Raw genomic sequence first — 18,622 nt, 5'->3', positions numbered from 1 at the left:
TGAATTACCCCTCCCTTACGGAAGGGGCTTCCTGACTCATAGGGGATACTTGCCCAGAGATTACCTTTATATAAGGTATAACTCTGAGTAGAGGTCTCCCCTCCGCAGGCACAACGGACTCTCCAAGCCCTGACTTTAATATATTTAGGGACGCATTGTAATCCCTATCAATATTCCAACCGCAGTTTGGACAGAAAAAGAGTCTATTAGATAATTTTAAACTATCCACTACACAACCGCAATTGGAACACTTTTTAGAAGTATATGCAGGATTTATAAGTATTACTTCTCTATCAGCACCCTCCGCCTTATAGAGAAGTAAGTTTATGAATTTTTTCCAAGAACCGTCAAGAATATGGCGGTTTAGAGTTTTCTGACCTTTTTTGTTTTCAATCATGGACTTAATGTTTAAGTCCTCTATAACTATTTTATCATAATTGTTTATGTAATATCTTGATAATTTATGTAGAAAATCATTTTTCTGATTGTTTAGTTTATCATAAACCTTGATAAGTTTTAATTTGGTCTTTTTGTAGTTATTAGAACCCCTAACCTTTTTAGATAGGTTCTTTTGGACTTTTTTTATTTTACCCAAAGTTTTGGCAATAAACTTTGGATTTTCAAATTTGTTCCCCTCTGAATCGATGGCATAACCATCGATTCCTAAATCTATACCTACAACCTTATTGGTTTTAGGTAGTGGTTTAGGTTCTTCTTCCACTTGAAAGAAGGCAAACCACTTACCAGTTGGTTCTTTTTTTATAATTATTCCTTTAATTACTCCTTTGATTTTTCTATGTAGTTTTATATGAATTTCTCCAATCTTGGACAGTTTGAGTCTTTTGGTTTTATAATCAACCTTGAAACCCGATTGATTGTATTCTATCGTTTTATAGTGATTTTTAGATGATTTGAATCTTAATCTACCTACTTTATGCCCATTCTGTTTTAGTTTTCCTAATGCTTTGAGACTGCCCCAAAGTTTATTGTTTATAATTTGAAGGACTTTGGAATGGACTTTTTTAAGTTCAGGATTTTCCTTTTTATGCTCTGTTATTAGTTTTTGGGTATCTCCTTTGTTTAGTTTCGGATTTTTAGTTTTTTGTTCCAAAAGATAGTTATAGAGGTATCTACAAATGTTTAGATGCTCTTCTATTGTTTCTTGGAGTCTCTTAGAGGGATAAATCCTAAACTTATAAGTTCTCATCATATATTATTTACACCATTGTTCATCAACATGTTTAAGAAAACTTAGTATATTATCATTTATATCCATATATTTCTTCTGTATTTAGCTAAATAATATTTGCTCACATTTCCGAGCGAAGCGAAGGAAATATATAAAAACCAAAAGTTTTTATCATAATTCATCCTCCCGTAGCGAAGCGGAGGGCTACAAAATCCGAAGGATTTTGTTTAATCCCTTACGGAAGGGGACTTCTTATAGAATAAGTTAATTATTGTATAAAGGATATTATGTTTTCTATGCAATTAGGAATATAGTAAGTCAAAAACTGTCCCTACTCCGTCCTATATCATATTTTATAATCCTTTTTTAATTATGGTTATTTTGTATTTTAATATGGGTTTGGTGGAATTGTCCCGAAGATTGACTATATATAAAAATTATATTTTACAAATTATCGGAGCTCCCACATAATTTATTCATTGTATAAATGTTATATTGCTATTTCCATTTTCTTTTAACCAGTTGATTAATTTTTCAGCATATTGCAATTTTTTAATTTTTATGGGGTCTGCTTTTTCAATATCCTCTTTTAAATTTGGGCGGGAATATTTTGTAGTATATTCTCCAAAATCCATTCCACATAATATTAATTCTTTTGCATTAAAATGCTCAGCTAAAAAACAGCATCTATCTCCATCGGTGAAACCACCATAATTTATTAAATTTTCAATTTCCTCTGGAAACTGGGAGCTCCCTACAATATTTTTCAATTGAGGAGCATATTTTTTTATAGCTTCGACATTATCGCCATGGGCATGAACAACCACAATAGAACCATTATTATTTCGTTCAATGATAGAGGTTAAATCCCCATCTAAATCGGAAACTATTATATTAGGAATAATATTTTCCTCTAAAAGTGCTTTTGTTGCACCGTCTGCGGATATTATAATATTATCTTTTTCTTTTTCGCTATTTATTATATTTTTATATGATTTGATATGTTTTTTTAATGATGGTCCAGCACCGAAAATATAAACAATTTTATTTTTTATAATATTTTCTAAATTATATAATTCAATATTATTCCCTGTATTTTTTATTATGTCTTTCAATAGATATGCACTTTTTAAGTCATTTTCTTTGCTAAATCCAAAATCGTCCATTATTTCATTGTAAATTGGTTTCCACTCTTTAAGGTTCATTATATCACAATATTTAGTTTATTGAATTATTATATTTATGGGCTAAAATAATATTGCATATAATAATATAAATATAAATTGAAAAAAAATAAAAGGGAGCTCCGCGGAGCTCCCTAAAATAAAATTATTCTTTTTTGTCACTATTTTTATTTGATATAATCTTCCAATTCTTTTTTAACCTCCTCAACAGTTGGCAATTTTCCTTCAAATACTACCAAATCATCAAATGCCACACCGGGAGCTACGAAAATCCACTCAGATATTTCATTTATATCTGTTATTTTTACTACTTCGGCATCAATTCCAAGCTCCTCAACAGCTTTTTTAACATTTTCGTATGTTTCTGTGCATTTTTTACATCCTGTTCCAAATATTCTTATTTTCATTTTATCACTCTTTTATTTTTTTAATTTTGTTTTTATTGATATATTTCTTATTTTTTTAATTTATATTTTATTTTATCCTAAAATCATTCCAGTTATAAGTCCTGCGATAGTTGATAACACTATTACATTTCCTAAATAAGTGAGGGCTTTTTTAGTGCCGATAACTCTGGATATGGTTAAAATCGTAGGAATACTCAAACTTGGACCTGCGAGAAGTAAAGCCATAGCAGGACCTGCCCCCATACCCAGACTCATTAAAGATTTTACAATTGGCACTTCTGTCAATGTTGCAAAATACATCGGAGCTCCGATAAATGATGCAATGAAATTAGCAGATAGTGAATTTCCACCTACGAATCGACTTACCAGTTCTGATGGCAAAAAGGCACTTAATACCCCTGCAAGAGCTACACCAAATAATAATAACGGAATTACCAATTTACCCAATATAACCGTTTCTCTTAACCAGCTATTTATTTCTTCCTTATTAAACCACGATTTCACAATTCCTATTAATAATATCAATAGCCCCCCTGTAATTATATGTTTTACAAGGACAGCACCAAATATGGGAATATTAAACAACGCAACACTTAGGGAAGGTATAAGTGTATGGGATGCCGTAATTGCCAATAACATTAATATCTGAATTCCAAAGAATATTATTGTTTGATATGCTGGTCTTATTGATATTTCCTCGGCTGAAATTTTGAATTTTCTTTTTTTATCCTCTGAACTAAATAATAATGCCATCGTTAAACCCAATATTATGGACAATATTATAGCAAACGAGCCCCTAATTGCTCCAATTCCCCAACCAAGAAGTGCCGCGGAATAGAACAAGGCAAGAACATTTATGGCGGGGCCAGAGAATAAAAAGGTCGTAGCTGGACCAATTCCCGCACCTCTTCTATATATTCCAGCAAATAATGGCAATATTGTGCAAGAACATACGGCAAGAAGGCAACCACTAACCGATGCGACCAAATAAGAAATATGTTTTGGAGTTTCTGAACCAAAATATTTTATTATGAAATTTTTATTTATCATTGAAGATATGCCCCCTGCAATAAAGAAGGAGATTATTAAAGCTACGGTTCTATTAAAATTTAAATAATCTACAAGAGTAGCAACAGCAACATTAAATGCATAAATTAGTGTTCCGACTATATCCATTATTTTTTCCTCCTTCCTTTTAATGATGCAATATCATATGTCATTTTTTCATTACAGTTATTACAATTTGGGAGCTCCACCTCAGAAGCCATACATGGACATACATCTACTTCATATCTTATCCGCATTCCACAATTTGGACATTTTAAATTCCATATAATCATTTTATCACCACAACAATTTGCAAATTTTATTATTAATATCATTATATTTATAACTTTCGATTAATTAATATATCGAAATATTTTTAAAATATATTTGAGTGTATAAGTATATAAAAATAAATATTATTTTTTAACTCCCATTAGGGATATTAAAAATAACACAAAAGAAGTTAAAATAATAAGCGGACCAGCTGGAAGACCTATAATTTTATGCAATAATAGCCCCACCATTGAAGAAACTGCTCCAAATATAAGGGCTATAATGGAGTACTGACTTAAATTATTACTTATATTTTTTGAAGTTGCTGCGGGAATTGCAACAAGTGCCGCAGTTAATAATATTCCTACGATTTTAACCTCCATGGCTGCCACAACTGCAATAGCTATTAAATAGATTAAATTGTATTTTTTTACATTTATTCCTTCGCTTAAAGCTAAATCGCTTGATATTTCTGATAATATTATTTTATTGTATATTTTTTTAATTATAAAAAATACAATGACGGATAAAAAAACTGCCAATGCTGTATCAAATAATGTTATTTTTGATATATTTCCAATTAAAGCCTCTTCTGCATGGTCCAATGGTAAAAATAAAAATCCTAATGCAACACCCGACGCAAAAACTATTGCCGTTAATGCCTCCATAGGTATTTTTGATTTTAAACTAAATATCCATATAATAAATGCACCTGCCCCTATTGAAAGCAAAGCTCCGTAAAAAATACCAAACCCATATATTAAAGCCAATGCAACACCGGGAAGTGCCAAATGTCCAATTGGTCCTGCAACTAATGCCATTCTTTTTGTTAGCATTAATGAACCCAAATATCCTGCAATTCCACCTATAAATATTACGGTGATTAAACTTAATATAAATTGTTGCATATTATCGCTTTTTAAATTTTTTATATTCTATTAATGGGTGTGCTTATAAAATTTGATATTGGCCCCATATATTTTTTGTAATTGTTCTGGTGTCAGTATTTCTTTCGGAGCTCCATAACATTTTTTATTTCTATTAATACATAAACAATTTGTGGAATAGGTAAATACGATATTTAAATCATGAGTAATTAATAATATCGTTAAATCTCTTTCTTTCCAAAATTTATATAGCAAAGAATATATGGTTTTTTCGCCACCTATGTCTATGCCTGTTGTTGGTTCATCAAAAAGCAAAACATCGGGATTATCTATTAAACTCCACGCAATAAGCATTCTCTGAAATTGTCCTCCTGAGAGCTCCCCTGGATTTACATTTAAAAGTTTTTCACAATTTTCTAACCCTACACATTCCAACATAGATATAATGACATTATCTGAAACATTTTTAAATTTAAAAAAATCTTTAATTGAAATTGGCACACAGGCAAAATCTTCTTTAGATAGTCGTTGCGGAAGATAGCTTATTTTAACATCGTCTTTCCATTCTATTTTCCCAGTATGGGGCAGAATTCCAAGCAATGCTTTTAACAATGTGGTTTTACCAGAACCATTTGGCCCAATTATTGTTAAAAATTCTTTTTTTTTACTTTAAAACTTAAATCTTCAACTATTTTTTCATTTCCAAGTATGACATTTAAGTTTTCTATATTTAATATTATATTATTTATGCCATTATTATCATTATTGTCTGCCATATCTACACGCCCTCCATATTTTTTTAAAAAAATTTTATTTTTTAAATATTTTAATTGTCCCATTATTCCCATCAATTATTATTTTATCTCCGGTTTTTATTTCGCTTATGTCTATTTTATCGACCATAGGTATTTTTCCCAATATTGCACCTGTTGCCACTATTGGCTCACAATCTGCATTTATTATGCCTTTTAAGATGTTGTTTTTTGCAAGTCCATATATTACATAAGAGCCTACTGTGCTACCTTTGCCGGTTGGGAACACAAAAATTTTATTTTTAACAGTTTGCCCATTTAATTTACTGTCTTTGTCAGTTATGACTCCCTCCTCATTAACGCCCCCTAAAAATGAAATGGATTCCTCTGAAACTATGGCTTCTGCTTCTATGTATCCTTTGGATATAATTCGTCCTTTTAATTCAATATATTCAGTAGATTCTATATTATTCATTATATCTCCTCTATATTTTTATTTTAAATAATATATATTATTAAATACTATCTTCATTTTATAATAATATTTCTTTAAGTTTTCTTAATTGTTCTTTTGTTCCAAATACATATAATATGTCATGCTCTTTTAAAATCACATCGGACTCTGGATTAATAATAATATCATCACTGCCATCTTCTTTAATTTTTTTAATGGCAAGAATTGTAGTTCCAGTTGTTTGTCTTATTTTGCACTCATAAAGAGAATGTCCAACAACCTTTGAATTTGGAGATACTTCATATCTTCCAATTTCCATATCTTGTGATGCATCCATAAGAGTAGATACAAAATCAAGAATTTCAGGTTTTAGGGACAGTTCTGCGATTCTCAATCCTCCTATGTCATATGGAGATACTGCCCTATCCGCACCTGCTTTTATTAATTTATCAACAGAGCTATCTTTATCAGCTTTTGCAACAATATATATGTTTGGATTTATCTCTTTTGCAGATATGGTGATAAAGGCATTATCTGCATCGGAATTTACTGCGGTTATTAATCCCTTAGCCTTATGCGCACCTGCTTTTATTAATATCTCATCCGAGGAAGCATCTCCAATTACATATGATAAATGAGGATATTGCTCTAATGGACTCTCCATTATTGATTGGTCGGAATCAATTACTACATAAGGCACATTTGCATCTTCAAATTTTTTAGCTACTACCTTACCAATTTTACCAAATCCACAAATAATATAATGATCTTCCATTTTTTTTAACCTTGACTTCATTTTTTTTAAGTATATTATTTCTTTAAATCGTCCCTCAATAAAAAACCCTGCAATAGACCCAAAAGTATATGCCATGGCACCTGCTCCAAATATTATATATCCAACCGTGATAAGTTTTCCTTTAATTGTTTGGGGGACATAATCACCATATCCAACCGTGGTAATTGTGATTATTGTTACATATAGAGCAGTGAAAAAATCCCAATTTTCATACCTCATTAAACCTAATGATGCCAACAATATAATAACTCCTATAACAGTAATTCCAATTTTTATTTGTTTTATTGCTTCCATTTAATCACATAAATAAATATAAAGAATAAAAATATAATAAAATATAAAAATAAATTATATAACAATAATGATTTTATTCTTTATGTGTGTATATCGTATATCATATATCGTATATTGTTCTAATATTAGAATGTGTTTGGGAAACAATATATTATATATGTGGTAAAATTGATTTATCCTAATATGGCGTATTATATAATATATATAATAAAAATATAACCTAATAATATAGATAAAAAGAAAGGAAGGCATAATAATGATAAACTCAAAAACAAAACTATTAGGACTTATTGGACATCCCGTGGAACATTCGTTATCTCCAACAATGCATAATGAAGCCATAAAAGATAAAGATTTAAATTATGTATATTTGGCTTTTGATGTAGAATCAGAAAATTTAAAAGATGTGGTTAATGGTGCAAAAGCCATAGGCTGGAAAGGGTTTAACATCACAATACCCCATAAAATAGAAATAATGAAATATCTTGATAAAATTGACAACGATGCAAAATTAATTGGTGCTGTAAATACTGTAAAAATAGAAAATAATAAAGCAATAGGATATAATACGGACGGAATAGGGGCCCGGCTATCAATTGAAGAAATAATAGGGGAAGTAAAAGATTATAATATTTTAGTAATTGGAGCAGGAGGTTCTTCTCGTGCAGTGTGTTGCGAATTAGCCAAAAACAATAATTTGACCATAATAAATAGGACAGTTGAAAAAGCAGAAATAATAGCAAATGATTTGTCCAATAAATTAAATAATGCCGTATATTATGGGGGATTAAATCACAATTACAACATGGCAAATTTTGATATTATAATAAATACAACTTCTTTGGGAATGTATCCTAATGTCGATAATAAACCACCAATAAGCATGCAAAATATCAAAAAAGATGCAGTTGTAATGGATTTAATATACAATCCAAAAGAAACGCTATTTTTAAAAGAGGCAAAGGAAAAAGGTTGCGCCACAATAAATGGGCTTGGTATGTTAATTTATCAAGGTGCAAAATCTTTTGAAATATGGACTGGTGTAAAACCCGATATAAATATTATGAAAAATGCAATAATTGATATATTATAATAAATATATATGGTAAAAGCGAAATATATCAATAAAGTATATATACTTAAAAAAACAGGTATTTAATACAGTCTACACCACAATAAACATATACATATATAAGAATAAAATGAGGGATAATATGATATATCAAAACCATGAAGAGTTTGAAAAAGAATTGGAAAAATTAAAAAAAGAATACAATGGAAAAATGGGATGTTTTGTTTCATTAAGTGGATTTGTTAGGGACTACCATTTTAAAGAAGGAAAAAAAACTCCTGCGGAGAGTATGGATTTAAGTAAAATTGACTATGATATAATTGAGGAAATAAGACAAAAAGCAATCGAAAAATTTGGGTTACTGGATGCCATAGTTTACCATAACAAAGGAATTTTAAAAGTTGGAGACTTAGTGTCTTCCATTACCGTATTTACAAAGCACAGAGATGAAGCATTTTTGGCTTGCAGATATATTATTGATGAAATTAAAAGATATCATTAATAAATATATTTTATTATTAATATTTTATTTTTTGTAATTATAGTTAATCTTCAAAAACTGTCCCTTTATTGTCCCAAATAATTAAGTGCGATAAGACGAAGTAATATAACACAGTCCTATTTACAAAATATAGGGTGAAACAGTTCGAAGATTGACTATATTTATTTCTTTATTATATTTTTCCCGAACGAACTATAACTATTTTAATAATGGTGAAATTATGGATATATATTTTTTTGAATATGCCCTAGGTAGCGGTGAAATTGTAGATAAAAATATATTGGAAGAAGGGCGTTTAATGTTCGATAGACTTTTAAAGGATTTTTTAAAACAGGGCTATTCTGTATTGTCTATTGTAGATATAAAATATTATGATACAATAATGGAAAATTACAAACAGGAAAAAAATTTAAATATTATTGCATTAGAGGAAGGACAAAATTATAAGTTAAAAATTAAGGAGCTCCTCAACTCACCAACCACAAATTTAAAATATGGTTTAATTATTGCCCCAGAATGTGATAATATTTTATATGATTTAACAAAATTATTGGAAAGTTCAAATACTATAAATTTAGGAGCTCCATCAAAAGCTGTTGAAATAGCAGGAGATAAATATTTAACTTACTTAAAAATAAAGGATTCAGTAAAAACACCAAAAACATTACAACCCGATAAATATATAGTTAAGGAAATAGATGGTTGTGGAGGGGAACGACAGGTAATAAATAATAATAGCATAATCCAAGAATTTATTGAAGGGGAAAGTTATTCTGTTAGTTTTATCGTTGGAGAACATTCCATATATCCATTATGTTTAAATAAACAATATATTAAAGAATGCTATTGTGGAGGGGAGACAAATATTGACCACCCACTAAAAGAAGAAATAATAAACCAGTGCAAAAAAGCAATTCAAACAATCGGTGGATTTAACGGATATGTTGGTGTAGATGTAATCATAAATAATGAAAACATATATATTTTAGAAATAAATCCAAGAATTACAACTTCAATTATTGGTATAGATACTAATCCTTCGTTATCTACTCTTTTAGTAAATAATGCTTTAAAAAATAGGTTAAAATATACAGTTAAAAAAGGAAAAAAATTTATAGTAAATAATGAAATTTTAAATTGCGGAGATACCGAATAATATTTAATTATATGCTTATTTTTTTATTTATTTCTATTTTCTAATTATTTTAATTATTAATCATAATTATTATTGTATTTACTATTATTGTATTATTCTAGGGTAGGTCAAATATCCATACTAAATTATAGTTGAATACGGAACTTTATTAACTATTAAATTATATTCTATAAAACTTGGATGGATACTTATGCTTTCTACACAATAAATAGGGATAACGATGAGTTATAAACATATATTAGTTAAGTTTATTATGTCGGACACTATAAATTTTAAAATTTCATTTATATATGGATAGATATATTTGTCATAAAATTATATGTTGATATTTAAAGAATATGTAATATGACCCACACTGATATTATATTTAGTATAGGTTATATATTTTGACCTGCTATGAAGTATTATTTATAGACAACAATTTTATAGTCATACATATTTGGTAAATTAACATCAAATTTTGTTAATTCAACCATTACATAATCACCTATTTTGTATTCTCCAGTTTCAAATTTCATTATTTCTGATTTAGAAAGCGGATAATCCACTAAACATCCACAGTCAATCCTACTATAATATTCCTTATTTCCGTTAGATAAGTCTAAATATATCATTGAGACAATTTTCCCAATAATTCCATATTCACAATCAGAGGGCATAAATTTAGACTGTCTTGGTTCTTTTTTTAATAGTTCGATAGTTTTTTTCTTTTCATCGATTTTCTTCATGCCTTTAGAGATATCTATTGATATGTCCATTTCAATGTATTTTCCAATGTTTTGCATAGCATATTTTATTAAATCTATATCTATGCTAAATCCCACAAGTTCTAAGTCTATATCCTTAACTTTAAATACTATATCTCCACTATGTATTGCTCCCAATTCGTATTCATAGGGATATACTTCCAAAATCAAACATTTGTTTATTGCCACAATTTCACCAAAAAATTAAATGTAAAAAATTTCATTATTTTTTAATTTATTCCAAACCATCCATAAAAGTTTCTACTTTAGAATATTTAGTTGTAGGGATTGCAGTAGTTATACTTCCAGAATCATCGAGAGCTATAAGTAGATATTGATTATCACCAAACTTTTTATATATATGGTATTCATATTTTCCATACTTTCCAATTTTTGGGTTAAGCCCATATTTCGGTTTATCACTTGGACTTTCAAGAGTTTCTTTTATTTTTTTGATTATCTCATCATCTTCTTTAATATTAAATATTTTTTTAAAATCTGCCTCATGTCTATTAATAATATGTTTTAAGCCAAATTTATCATTTCCTACTTTAAGCACAGCAAAATTATTTACTTCCCCCCTAATTTCTCCCGTATCTTTATCTTTAACAATTGTCCTGATTCCTCTGGCATTAAACACTTTAACCAATTTCTGGCTTCCTCCTGAAACATCTAATGGATTAATTCTTTTAATATCCCAGCTATTGATGTATTTTGCCAATTTTTTCATTAGTTTAGGGTCTGAGTTAGTTATAGCTTTAAATTCTTTATTGAATTTTGTTACATCATAACCATTTTCTATTAGTTTATTTATTGTCTTAGTTTTTATTCCTTTATTTCTTAACTCTTTAATCACATCTCTTGATTTTTCTAAATCATAACCATTTTCTATTAGTTTATTTATGGCTTCTTTACTAATCTTTCTTCTTTTTAAATCTCCAATAACTTTTCTTTGCTTTGTTAAATCATCTATATTGTTAGCATTTTTAGTTATTTTAGAGATGGAACTTTTGGATATTCCCATCTTAGATAATTTATTAGTTTCATCTACTGCTTTTTTAAGAGCATTATTTGGTTTATCACTGTTTTTGATGATGTTGTTTGTTGTTTTTATTTCTACTCCTTTATCTTTGAGTTTAGATATTCTGTTATCTATCCAACCGAGTTTTTTATCATTTTTAACTGCATCTTTAAACAGTTTGTTAATATTCTCTGGTTCAACTCCTTCGTCTAAGAGATTAACAGCATTACCTGCAACTGTCTTTGGACTATATCCTTTGCTTTCTTTCTTTGCGAACTCTTCAATTATGTCTTTGTCAAATATTTTATTTAAATCATCAGAATTTACAATATTTTTTCCATTATCTGCCTTCTTGGAATATTCATATAATTTATTAGCATATTTTACTCCATTTGAAGATAATTTACCAACTATCTTTCCCATAGGGTCAAATATCAAAGAAACAGCAGTATATGCACCTGAATATTCTGGGTGGTTTTCATCTATGTAATTACTAACCATCGTATCTGCAATTGCCTCTGTCGCAATTGTAGCTCCTGTAATTGCACTACTTTGAGATATTGAAAAATCGAAAGAAAAAAATGCACTAACTGGAGATGCTAAAAGAAGAATTGCCAATAAAATAGTAAAAGATTTTCTCAACATCGTTGAATTCACCTCCTAAATTTTAAAAAGTATATATGTGTAGTGTAGGTTATTTATGCGATATTTAAATATTAATATTAGATAGGTATTTACCCACATATATATATATATATATATATATTTTTAGTATATATATTTTTCTAAGGGATTAAAAATTAAATAGAATTATAATAATAGGGTGGGTCAAATTATTCATAATATATTAAATTTTAAAGTTTTATTTATTATATGGATAGATATATTTGTCATAAAATTATATGTTGATATTTAAAGAATATGTAATATGAACCACACTAATATTATTGTATTATTCTTTTTAATTTTTACTATCTTTATTATTTCCATTTTGGCTGTTATCTTCTATTTTGTTATTATTATCATATTTACTATTATTCTCATCGCTTATATTGCTTATATCATTCTCATTACTCGCATTATTCTCCTTTATTTTTTCATTTTCAACATATTTTATTTTAGATTTTACTTTAAATAATGCATCAAATGCTCCAAATAATATTGGCCCTATGGCAAATCCTGCAATTCCCAATGTCAAAGGGGCAACCAAAAATGCCAATAACACCACCACAGGATGAACATCGCTTTCTTTTTTTACTATATGGGGTCTTATCACAAAATCAGGAGCAAGGGATAAAAATACCCACCCAAATATAAATATTCCAATTGCTGTAACGAAATCTCCTATTATTAAATAATATAATGAAAGTGGAATATATACTCCCCATCCTCCAACAATGGGCAACAGTGCAAAAATCCCAGTAAGCACGGATAATAATAAAGCATTTTGAACTCCAAATATAAAATATCCAATAAATGATATAATAACTATGGCGACGGAGGTTAATGCAGTTCCAGTAAATAAATTTTGATAGGATTCATTTAGATATTTTAAATACAATTGAGTTTTCAACTGGTATTCTGTTGGAATATTGTCCAATACAATATTTTTTATATGGTATCCATCTTTTAAAAAGTAAAATGTTATAAACACTCCCATTATGAGCTTTATAGCTATTTCAGGCAATAATAGTAATCCAGATACTGCTGTGGATATGTGGGGTTCCAAATAGGACAATATTAATGAAATATATTGAGATAATTTTTCTTCTTCCAATTTTATGGGTATATTATATCCCAAAATATTGGATAAATAATTTAATTTATAATTTATCAAAGATATTAAATTTAAATTTTGTATATCTAATTGATTTAGATTTAAAAACTGTAAGAACTCCAATATTTGATATAATATAATAAATCCAATAATCACCATTGGCACTATGACAAACAATAAACACATCATTGAAGATATGGAGCTCCCAAATTTTGGTTTTAATTTATCATACACTGGTTTTGACATATATGCCAATGCACAGGATAAGGCTAAAACATCTAAATACGGAAATACTGTATAAATAAGAGATAATGATACCAATGAAACAAAAAGCTTAAACAATAGTCGAAATTCGTTATTATTCATAAATTGCACCCATCAAATTTATAGTATGTTCAGGAACATTGTAGGATATTAAGGAACAAACTTTTTGAACATACTATATGGGCATATTTATATTGTTAATAATATATATACATAATAAATAGATATAGTAATGAATGGGTGGTATATTTGAATATTATAATAAATGTTTCAGAAAAAAATTATGAAAATATAGATGGGACATATTTTCCATTAAATTGGGGCATGGAGCTCCACAAAAAATACAAAACATATGAACTACATCCATACGACGAAAACAATGTTTTTTGTTTCGGCAGAGGGGTTCTTCCAATAATTGGGGGCAATAGACTAATATTTTCATTTAAATCTCCATTGTGGGAATCATTTCATTTTTCAGCAATGGGCGGAGCAGGATATCAATTTAAAGATACAGGATTAAAAAATGTGGGCATAATTGGAAAATGTGAAAAACCAAGTTTATTGGTAATAAATGGGGAAAATAATGCCATAGAAATAGATTATATTGATATGGAGGATTATGTAAAAAACTATACAAATATTTACGATTTAAATAACTACATATTGGACAAATTCAAAGATAAAAATTATAGGGCATTAATTGTAGGTCCGTCCTCAATTAACTCAAATATGGGTGCAGTATTATCTCAAACAGTGAGAAACGGAAAATTTGTTGAAGGTTCTGAGGACTGGGCAGCAAGAGGCGGTATAGGTTCTGCATTATATCGAGCACATAACATATTAGGGGTTGTATATTGTGGGGATAAAAATAATTCATCAAATAAAGAAGAAAAAGAGCTAAAAAGTAAATTAAAGGCAATAGTGGAAGAATATTATGAAAAGCCACTCACAAAGGTAATAATCGAAGGCACTAAAAAATATCGATTTGATAAAGAAATAAACACAGGGGGGACTTTTGGCTGTAATTATGTATCATTAAAGGATAAAGCACCAATGTTTAATTGGAAAATGATTTATATGGGCAAAGAAGAAAGAACCGAATTACATAAAAGATTATTAACATATTTTGTCGGAAAATTCAACGAAGAATCAACAAATCCTAAAAAATGGACAAATTGCGGGGAGCCATGTCCTGTATTATGTAAAAAATATAGGTTAGATGGTTTAAAAGTGGATTATGAACCATATAGTGCAAATGGTCCCCAAATAGGGGTATTTGATATACATGCCACAGATAAAGTTGTGCATCGTATAGATGCTATGGGGTATGATGCCATTGAAATGGGGGAGCTCCTCTCATGGGTATTTGAGTTATTGGATATTGGGCTATTAAAACCAGAGGAAGTTGGAATAAACAAGCCCAAATTTAGCCCTTCGGATTTTAAAACTGAGGAAGATATGCTAAATAATTCAAACTACAACAGTTCCCAGGCTGTGGAATTAGTAAATATAATAGCATTTGAAAAAAATGAAATAGGAAAAATACTTGCATTGGGTAAAAGAAAGGCATCTCAAATATTTAACGATAAATTTAAAGATAGGTTAAAAGAAGGGGAAAAATTCGAAGATTATGCCGTTTATGTCCCATTTGGAAAAAGTGGGGAAATGGCTCCAACGCTGTATTGGGCTATTGGTAATTTTATGCCCTATCTTATTCAAGGAAAATATTTAACCCATTATAAATATGGAGTATTTTTTGAACCTGAAAAATTATCTCAATTAAGTGTTGCAAGAACTTTGGAGGAGGCAACCCTTGAAAATTTAGGTATTTGTAGATTCCATAGAGTATGGATAAATCCAGTAATTAAAGATTTAGTAAATGAAATTATGGGTATTGATTTTGATTTAGAGGAAAATACTCGAAATTTAATTAAAGATATATATGAATACAATAAAAAAATATGTCCAAATCCTCATAAAATAGAAAGTAATAGAGTTAAAGACATAATAGCACTTGGTGCGGAAGAATTTGGAGACGAAAAATGGAGTAAATTGTTTAAAGAAGATAGGGATAAATATATTGACGAATATGTAAAAAGAGCAATGAGTGAATATAGTAAATTATTAGATATAGATTGGAATATTAAAGATTAATTATAGTGTGTTCAAAAGTAAAATTCCGAAGGAATTTGTTAAGCTAATCAAATATGTTCATAACATACGCTATGTGTGGTGTGGATTGGGGTTTGGTGGGGAGCTCCCGAATATTTCAATAGTTATATTGTGATTATATTGGAGTGTGATTATATTGGAGCTCCTTGTTAATAATCATAAAAAAGTAAAAAAGAAAATAATTATTTATTTATTAATTTTTTCAATATTTCAACAACTTTATTTGGTTGTGCCCTTCCTCTGGTTGCTCTCATAACTTGACCAACTACAAAGTTAAGAGCCCCCTCATTTCCAGTTAAATAATCATCGACAGCTTTTGGATTATTTTCAATGGCTTCTTTACATGCTGTTTCAAGAACGGCCTCAGAATCGATAACTGTTAAACCTAACTCCTTAATTATTTGTTTTGGTGTTTTTTCTCCCTTATTTTCTACCATAATCTCTATAACTTTCTTACCAATTTTTTGGCTTATGGTTTTTCCGGTGATTAACTGTATTAATTCTGTTATATGTTCTGGTTTTAATCTGCTTTCAAGGAAATCTATATTATTATATGCTAATACCCTTCTTAATTCATTTCTTATCCAAATCACGGCAAGAGATATATTTTCTTTTTCCTTACCCAATTCACTTACAACAGTTTCAAAAACATCGGCAAGGGCAAGGTCGGCAACCATAACCTTAGCATCTTCTAATTTTATGCCATATTGCTCTACAAATCTTTTTTCTTTGTCCATTGGGGTTTCTGGCATCTTTTCCTCAACTGTTTTTACCCATTCCTTATTTATTACAATGGGTTGAAGGTCGGGGTCTGGAATATGCCTGTAATCGTCTGCGGTTTCTTTACTTCTCATAGCTTTTGTGATAAGTTGAGCTTCCATAAATGCTCGAGTCTCTCTTTTTATCTCTCCGCCTCTTCTTAATATGTTTTTTTGCCTAATAAATTCATATTTTAAAACTTTATAAACTCCTTTGATGGAATTAACATTTTTTACCTCTACCCTATTGCCTTGAACTCCATTATAATTAACAGATATATTTACATCAGCCCTCATAGAGCCCTCTCCCCTTAAATTTCCAATATAATTAAATAATCTCAAAAGCTGTCTTAAAAACTCTTTTGCTTCCTCTGGGCTTTTTATATCTGGGTCGGATACGATTTCTATTAGTGGAGTTCCACTTCTATTATAATCTACAACTCCTAAATCTGGTTTATATTGTCCTGGGTCTTCCTCCAAATGAACCTCTGTAATTCCAACACCTAAAAATTTACCATGCTCCCCAACTGGAACAGAAGTTCTTTGGTATCCGCTTGGCAAATCTGGGTAATTATAGTGTTTTCTTTGGAAGTAAATATCTTTATCCAATACAATCTCACAACCAAGCATCTTGGCAACCATTATTGCCATATCTACTGCTTTTTTGTTTGGTGGCATGGGTCTTGCCCCGGGGTGAGCCATACAAACAGGACATATATTTGTGTTTGGTTCTACTTCGTTGTAATTTGTAGGGCATGTGCAAAATAATTTAGAATTTGTATCTACTTGCACATGTATTTCTAAACCGCATTTCATTGATACTGTTTCATCCATTTAATCACCGAAATTATAATTTATAGATTATATCTCTATTGTATCTCTTAATATATGTTTTATATTTTATTATTTTATTATTTTATTATTATTATTATTATTCTATTATTTCATAATGTTATATGATTTAGTTCCACATAATACAAAGTTTTTATTTAATAGTAGTTGAGAATATACACACTATTTAATAAATACTACTTAGGATAGACAATAGTATATTAATTATCAATTAATAATAACCAATTAATAATAATCTACTTCCCCTTCGTGTCCAGTAATTATTTTCTTTTTTAAACTTTTTATCCATTTTAATGTTTTCTTTGCAAGCTCACTATCGACATTTAATTTTGGTTCAATATCCTGCAATATATTATTTTTTAAAGGTGTTGCATCTCCTGCCACAATATAATCATCATATATTACAGAAATACTATCATAAGTATGCCCTGGGGTCTCTACTATTTCAATTTCCTCATCTTCATTATTTAGTTCTTTATAATTTTTGTAGGTTATTAATTTTGCATTTTTAAATAAATCGTTATTTTCTACATGGTCCCAATGGTCATGGGTATTTATTACTATTGTGATGTCATCGGGAGTCAGTCCTAATTTATTTAATTCATTTATAATTAAATCTTTTTTATCCTTTGTAGCTGTATCTATAATAATGTTATTCTTTTTAGTCCGTATAAATACTATTGAGGAAGAGGCTTCTGTTATTGTATTTCCCTCTCTTATTAGTATCCCATCATAAATAATTTTTAACATATAAATTCTCACCATGAAAATCAAATCAAAACATATAAAAATATTATATACAATATGTAAAAAATGCATAAATACAATATAGAAATAGAATATATAAAATATATTATATGTTATATAATATAATAAAATTTCTAATGGAAAATATTTATACATATATAATATATAATATATAATCGTAAAAATCGCTTTGCGATTTTGAGACAGTTTATTGAAAAAGACCGAAGATTTACTATAAATACATACTCTATATATTATATATCCAATAACAT

General features: G+C 28.9%; 19 protein-coding genes. 4 read left to right on the top strand and 15 right to left on the bottom strand.

The genetic code is table 11. The annotated features are described in order from the left end of the window. Window positions 1-4 precede the first annotated feature (4 nt). The 10 genes from MAEO_RS02285 to MAEO_RS02250 all read right to left on the bottom strand — a co-directional run bounded on the left by MAEO_RS02285 (window position 5) and on the right by MAEO_RS02250 (window position 7,283). Window positions 5-1,210 (bottom strand): RNA-guided endonuclease InsQ/TnpB family protein, encoded by a 1,206-nt coding sequence (locus tag MAEO_RS02285; RefSeq protein ID WP_011973177.1) that lies wholly within the window; start codon window positions 1,208-1,210, stop codon window positions 5-7. Between the two features lie 455 nt (window positions 1,211-1,665). Further along, window positions 1,666-2,394, bottom strand: a complete 729-nt coding sequence (locus MAEO_RS02280) for a 6-hydroxymethylpterin diphosphokinase MptE-like protein (protein ID WP_011973176.1) — start codon at window positions 2,392-2,394, stop codon at window positions 1,666-1,668. Between the two features lie 146 nt (window positions 2,395-2,540). Further along, window positions 2,541-2,780 carry an MTH895/ArsE family thioredoxin-like protein gene (locus MAEO_RS02275; protein ID WP_011973175.1) on the bottom strand — a complete coding sequence of 80 codons (240 nt, stop codon included), beginning with the start codon at window positions 2,778-2,780 and terminating at the stop codon, window positions 2,541-2,543. A 72-nt stretch (window positions 2,781-2,852) separates the two neighbouring features. Further along, a complete protein-coding gene (locus MAEO_RS02270; protein WP_011973174.1) occupies window positions 2,853-3,956 on the bottom strand; it encodes a permease in 1,104 nt (367 codons plus the stop codon). Then, a complete protein-coding gene (locus MAEO_RS07910) occupies window positions 3,956-4,120 on the bottom strand; it encodes a hypothetical protein (RefSeq protein ID WP_011973173.1) in 165 nt (54 codons plus the stop codon). The genes MAEO_RS02270 and MAEO_RS07910 overlap by 1 nt, the downstream gene beginning before the upstream one ends. Window positions 4,121-4,243: 123 nt before the next feature. Continuing rightward, complete coding sequence (locus MAEO_RS02265; protein WP_011973172.1) at window positions 4,244-5,008, bottom strand: metal ABC transporter permease; 765 nt, start codon at window positions 5,006-5,008, stop codon at window positions 4,244-4,246. Between the two features lie 30 nt (window positions 5,009-5,038). Further along, complete coding sequence (locus tag MAEO_RS02260) at window positions 5,039-5,599, bottom strand: metal ABC transporter ATP-binding protein (protein WP_011973171.1); 561 nt, start codon at window positions 5,597-5,599, stop codon at window positions 5,039-5,041. A 35-nt stretch (window positions 5,600-5,634) separates the two neighbouring features. After that, entirely contained in the window at window positions 5,635-5,763 is a 129-nt protein-coding gene (locus MAEO_RS08085) for a hypothetical protein (protein ID WP_262290164.1), read from the bottom strand. 34 nt (window positions 5,764-5,797) lie between these two features. After that, window positions 5,798-6,187 (bottom strand): DUF126 domain-containing protein, encoded by a 390-nt coding sequence (locus MAEO_RS02255; RefSeq protein ID WP_048062449.1) that lies wholly within the window; start codon window positions 6,185-6,187, stop codon window positions 5,798-5,800. Window positions 6,188-6,272: 85 nt separating this feature from the next. Next, window positions 6,273-7,283, bottom strand: a complete 1,011-nt coding sequence (locus tag MAEO_RS02250; RefSeq protein ID WP_011973169.1) for a potassium channel family protein — start codon at window positions 7,281-7,283, stop codon at window positions 6,273-6,275. 256 nt (window positions 7,284-7,539) lie between these two features. Between MAEO_RS02250 and aroE the strand changes: the two genes are divergently transcribed. The 3 genes from aroE (at window position 7,540) to mfnD (ending at window position 10,013) form a co-directional block, all read left to right on the top strand. Then, window positions 7,540-8,376, top strand: coding sequence for a shikimate dehydrogenase (gene aroE, locus MAEO_RS02245; protein WP_011973168.1), 837 nt, complete (start codon window positions 7,540-7,542; stop codon window positions 8,374-8,376). A gap of 121 nt (window positions 8,377-8,497) precedes the next feature. Further along, on the top strand, window positions 8,498-8,857 hold the full coding sequence (locus tag MAEO_RS02240) for a molybdenum cofactor biosynthesis protein MoaE (RefSeq protein WP_011973167.1): 360 nt from the start codon (window positions 8,498-8,500) through the stop codon (window positions 8,855-8,857). A gap of 220 nt (window positions 8,858-9,077) precedes the next feature. Further along, complete coding sequence (mfnD, locus tag MAEO_RS02235; protein WP_011973166.1) at window positions 9,078-10,013, top strand: tyramine--L-glutamate ligase; 936 nt, start codon at window positions 9,078-9,080, stop codon at window positions 10,011-10,013. Between the two features lie 404 nt (window positions 10,014-10,417). On the opposite strand, the gene MAEO_RS02230 is transcribed toward mfnD, so the two are convergent. The 3 genes from MAEO_RS02230 to MAEO_RS02220 all read right to left on the bottom strand — a co-directional run bounded on the left by MAEO_RS02230 (window position 10,418) and on the right by MAEO_RS02220 (window position 13,923). Continuing rightward, window positions 10,418-10,948: a hypothetical protein gene (locus tag MAEO_RS02230; RefSeq protein WP_011973165.1), complete on the bottom strand. Its 531-nt coding sequence runs from the start codon at window positions 10,946-10,948 to the stop codon at window positions 10,418-10,420. 46 nt (window positions 10,949-10,994) lie between these two features. Beyond that, window positions 10,995-12,425, bottom strand: a complete 1,431-nt coding sequence (locus tag MAEO_RS07990; RefSeq protein ID WP_011973164.1) for a hypothetical protein — start codon at window positions 12,423-12,425, stop codon at window positions 10,995-10,997. Between the two features lie 316 nt (window positions 12,426-12,741). After that, window positions 12,742-13,923, bottom strand: a complete 1,182-nt coding sequence (locus MAEO_RS02220; RefSeq protein ID WP_011973163.1) for an AI-2E family transporter — start codon at window positions 13,921-13,923, stop codon at window positions 12,742-12,744. 147 nt (window positions 13,924-14,070) lie between these two features. Between MAEO_RS02220 and MAEO_RS02215 the strand changes: the two genes are divergently transcribed. Beyond that, window positions 14,071-15,975, top strand: coding sequence for an aldehyde ferredoxin oxidoreductase C-terminal domain-containing protein (locus tag MAEO_RS02215; RefSeq protein WP_011973162.1), 1,905 nt, complete (start codon window positions 14,071-14,073; stop codon window positions 15,973-15,975). 200 nt (window positions 15,976-16,175) lie between these two features. On the opposite strand, the gene gatB is transcribed toward MAEO_RS02215, so the two are convergent. Then, window positions 16,176-17,585 carry an Asp-tRNA(Asn)/Glu-tRNA(Gln) amidotransferase subunit GatB gene (gene gatB / locus MAEO_RS02210; protein ID WP_011973161.1) on the bottom strand — a complete coding sequence of 470 codons (1,410 nt, stop codon included), beginning with the start codon at window positions 17,583-17,585 and terminating at the stop codon, window positions 16,176-16,178. Between the two features lie 243 nt (window positions 17,586-17,828). After that, window positions 17,829-18,353, bottom strand: coding sequence for an MBL fold metallo-hydrolase (locus MAEO_RS02205; protein ID WP_011973160.1), 525 nt, complete (start codon window positions 18,351-18,353; stop codon window positions 17,829-17,831). Between the last annotated feature and the right edge of the window lie 269 nt (window positions 18,354-18,622).

The organism is Methanococcus aeolicus Nankai-3 (genome assembly GCF_000017185.1).
GTDB lineage: Archaea > AGJL01 > Methanococci > Methanococcales > Methanococcaceae > Methanofervidicoccus > Methanofervidicoccus aeolicus.
The sequence above is the reverse complement of the archived record's forward strand: the minus strand, read 5'-3'. Positions and strand labels throughout refer to the sequence as shown.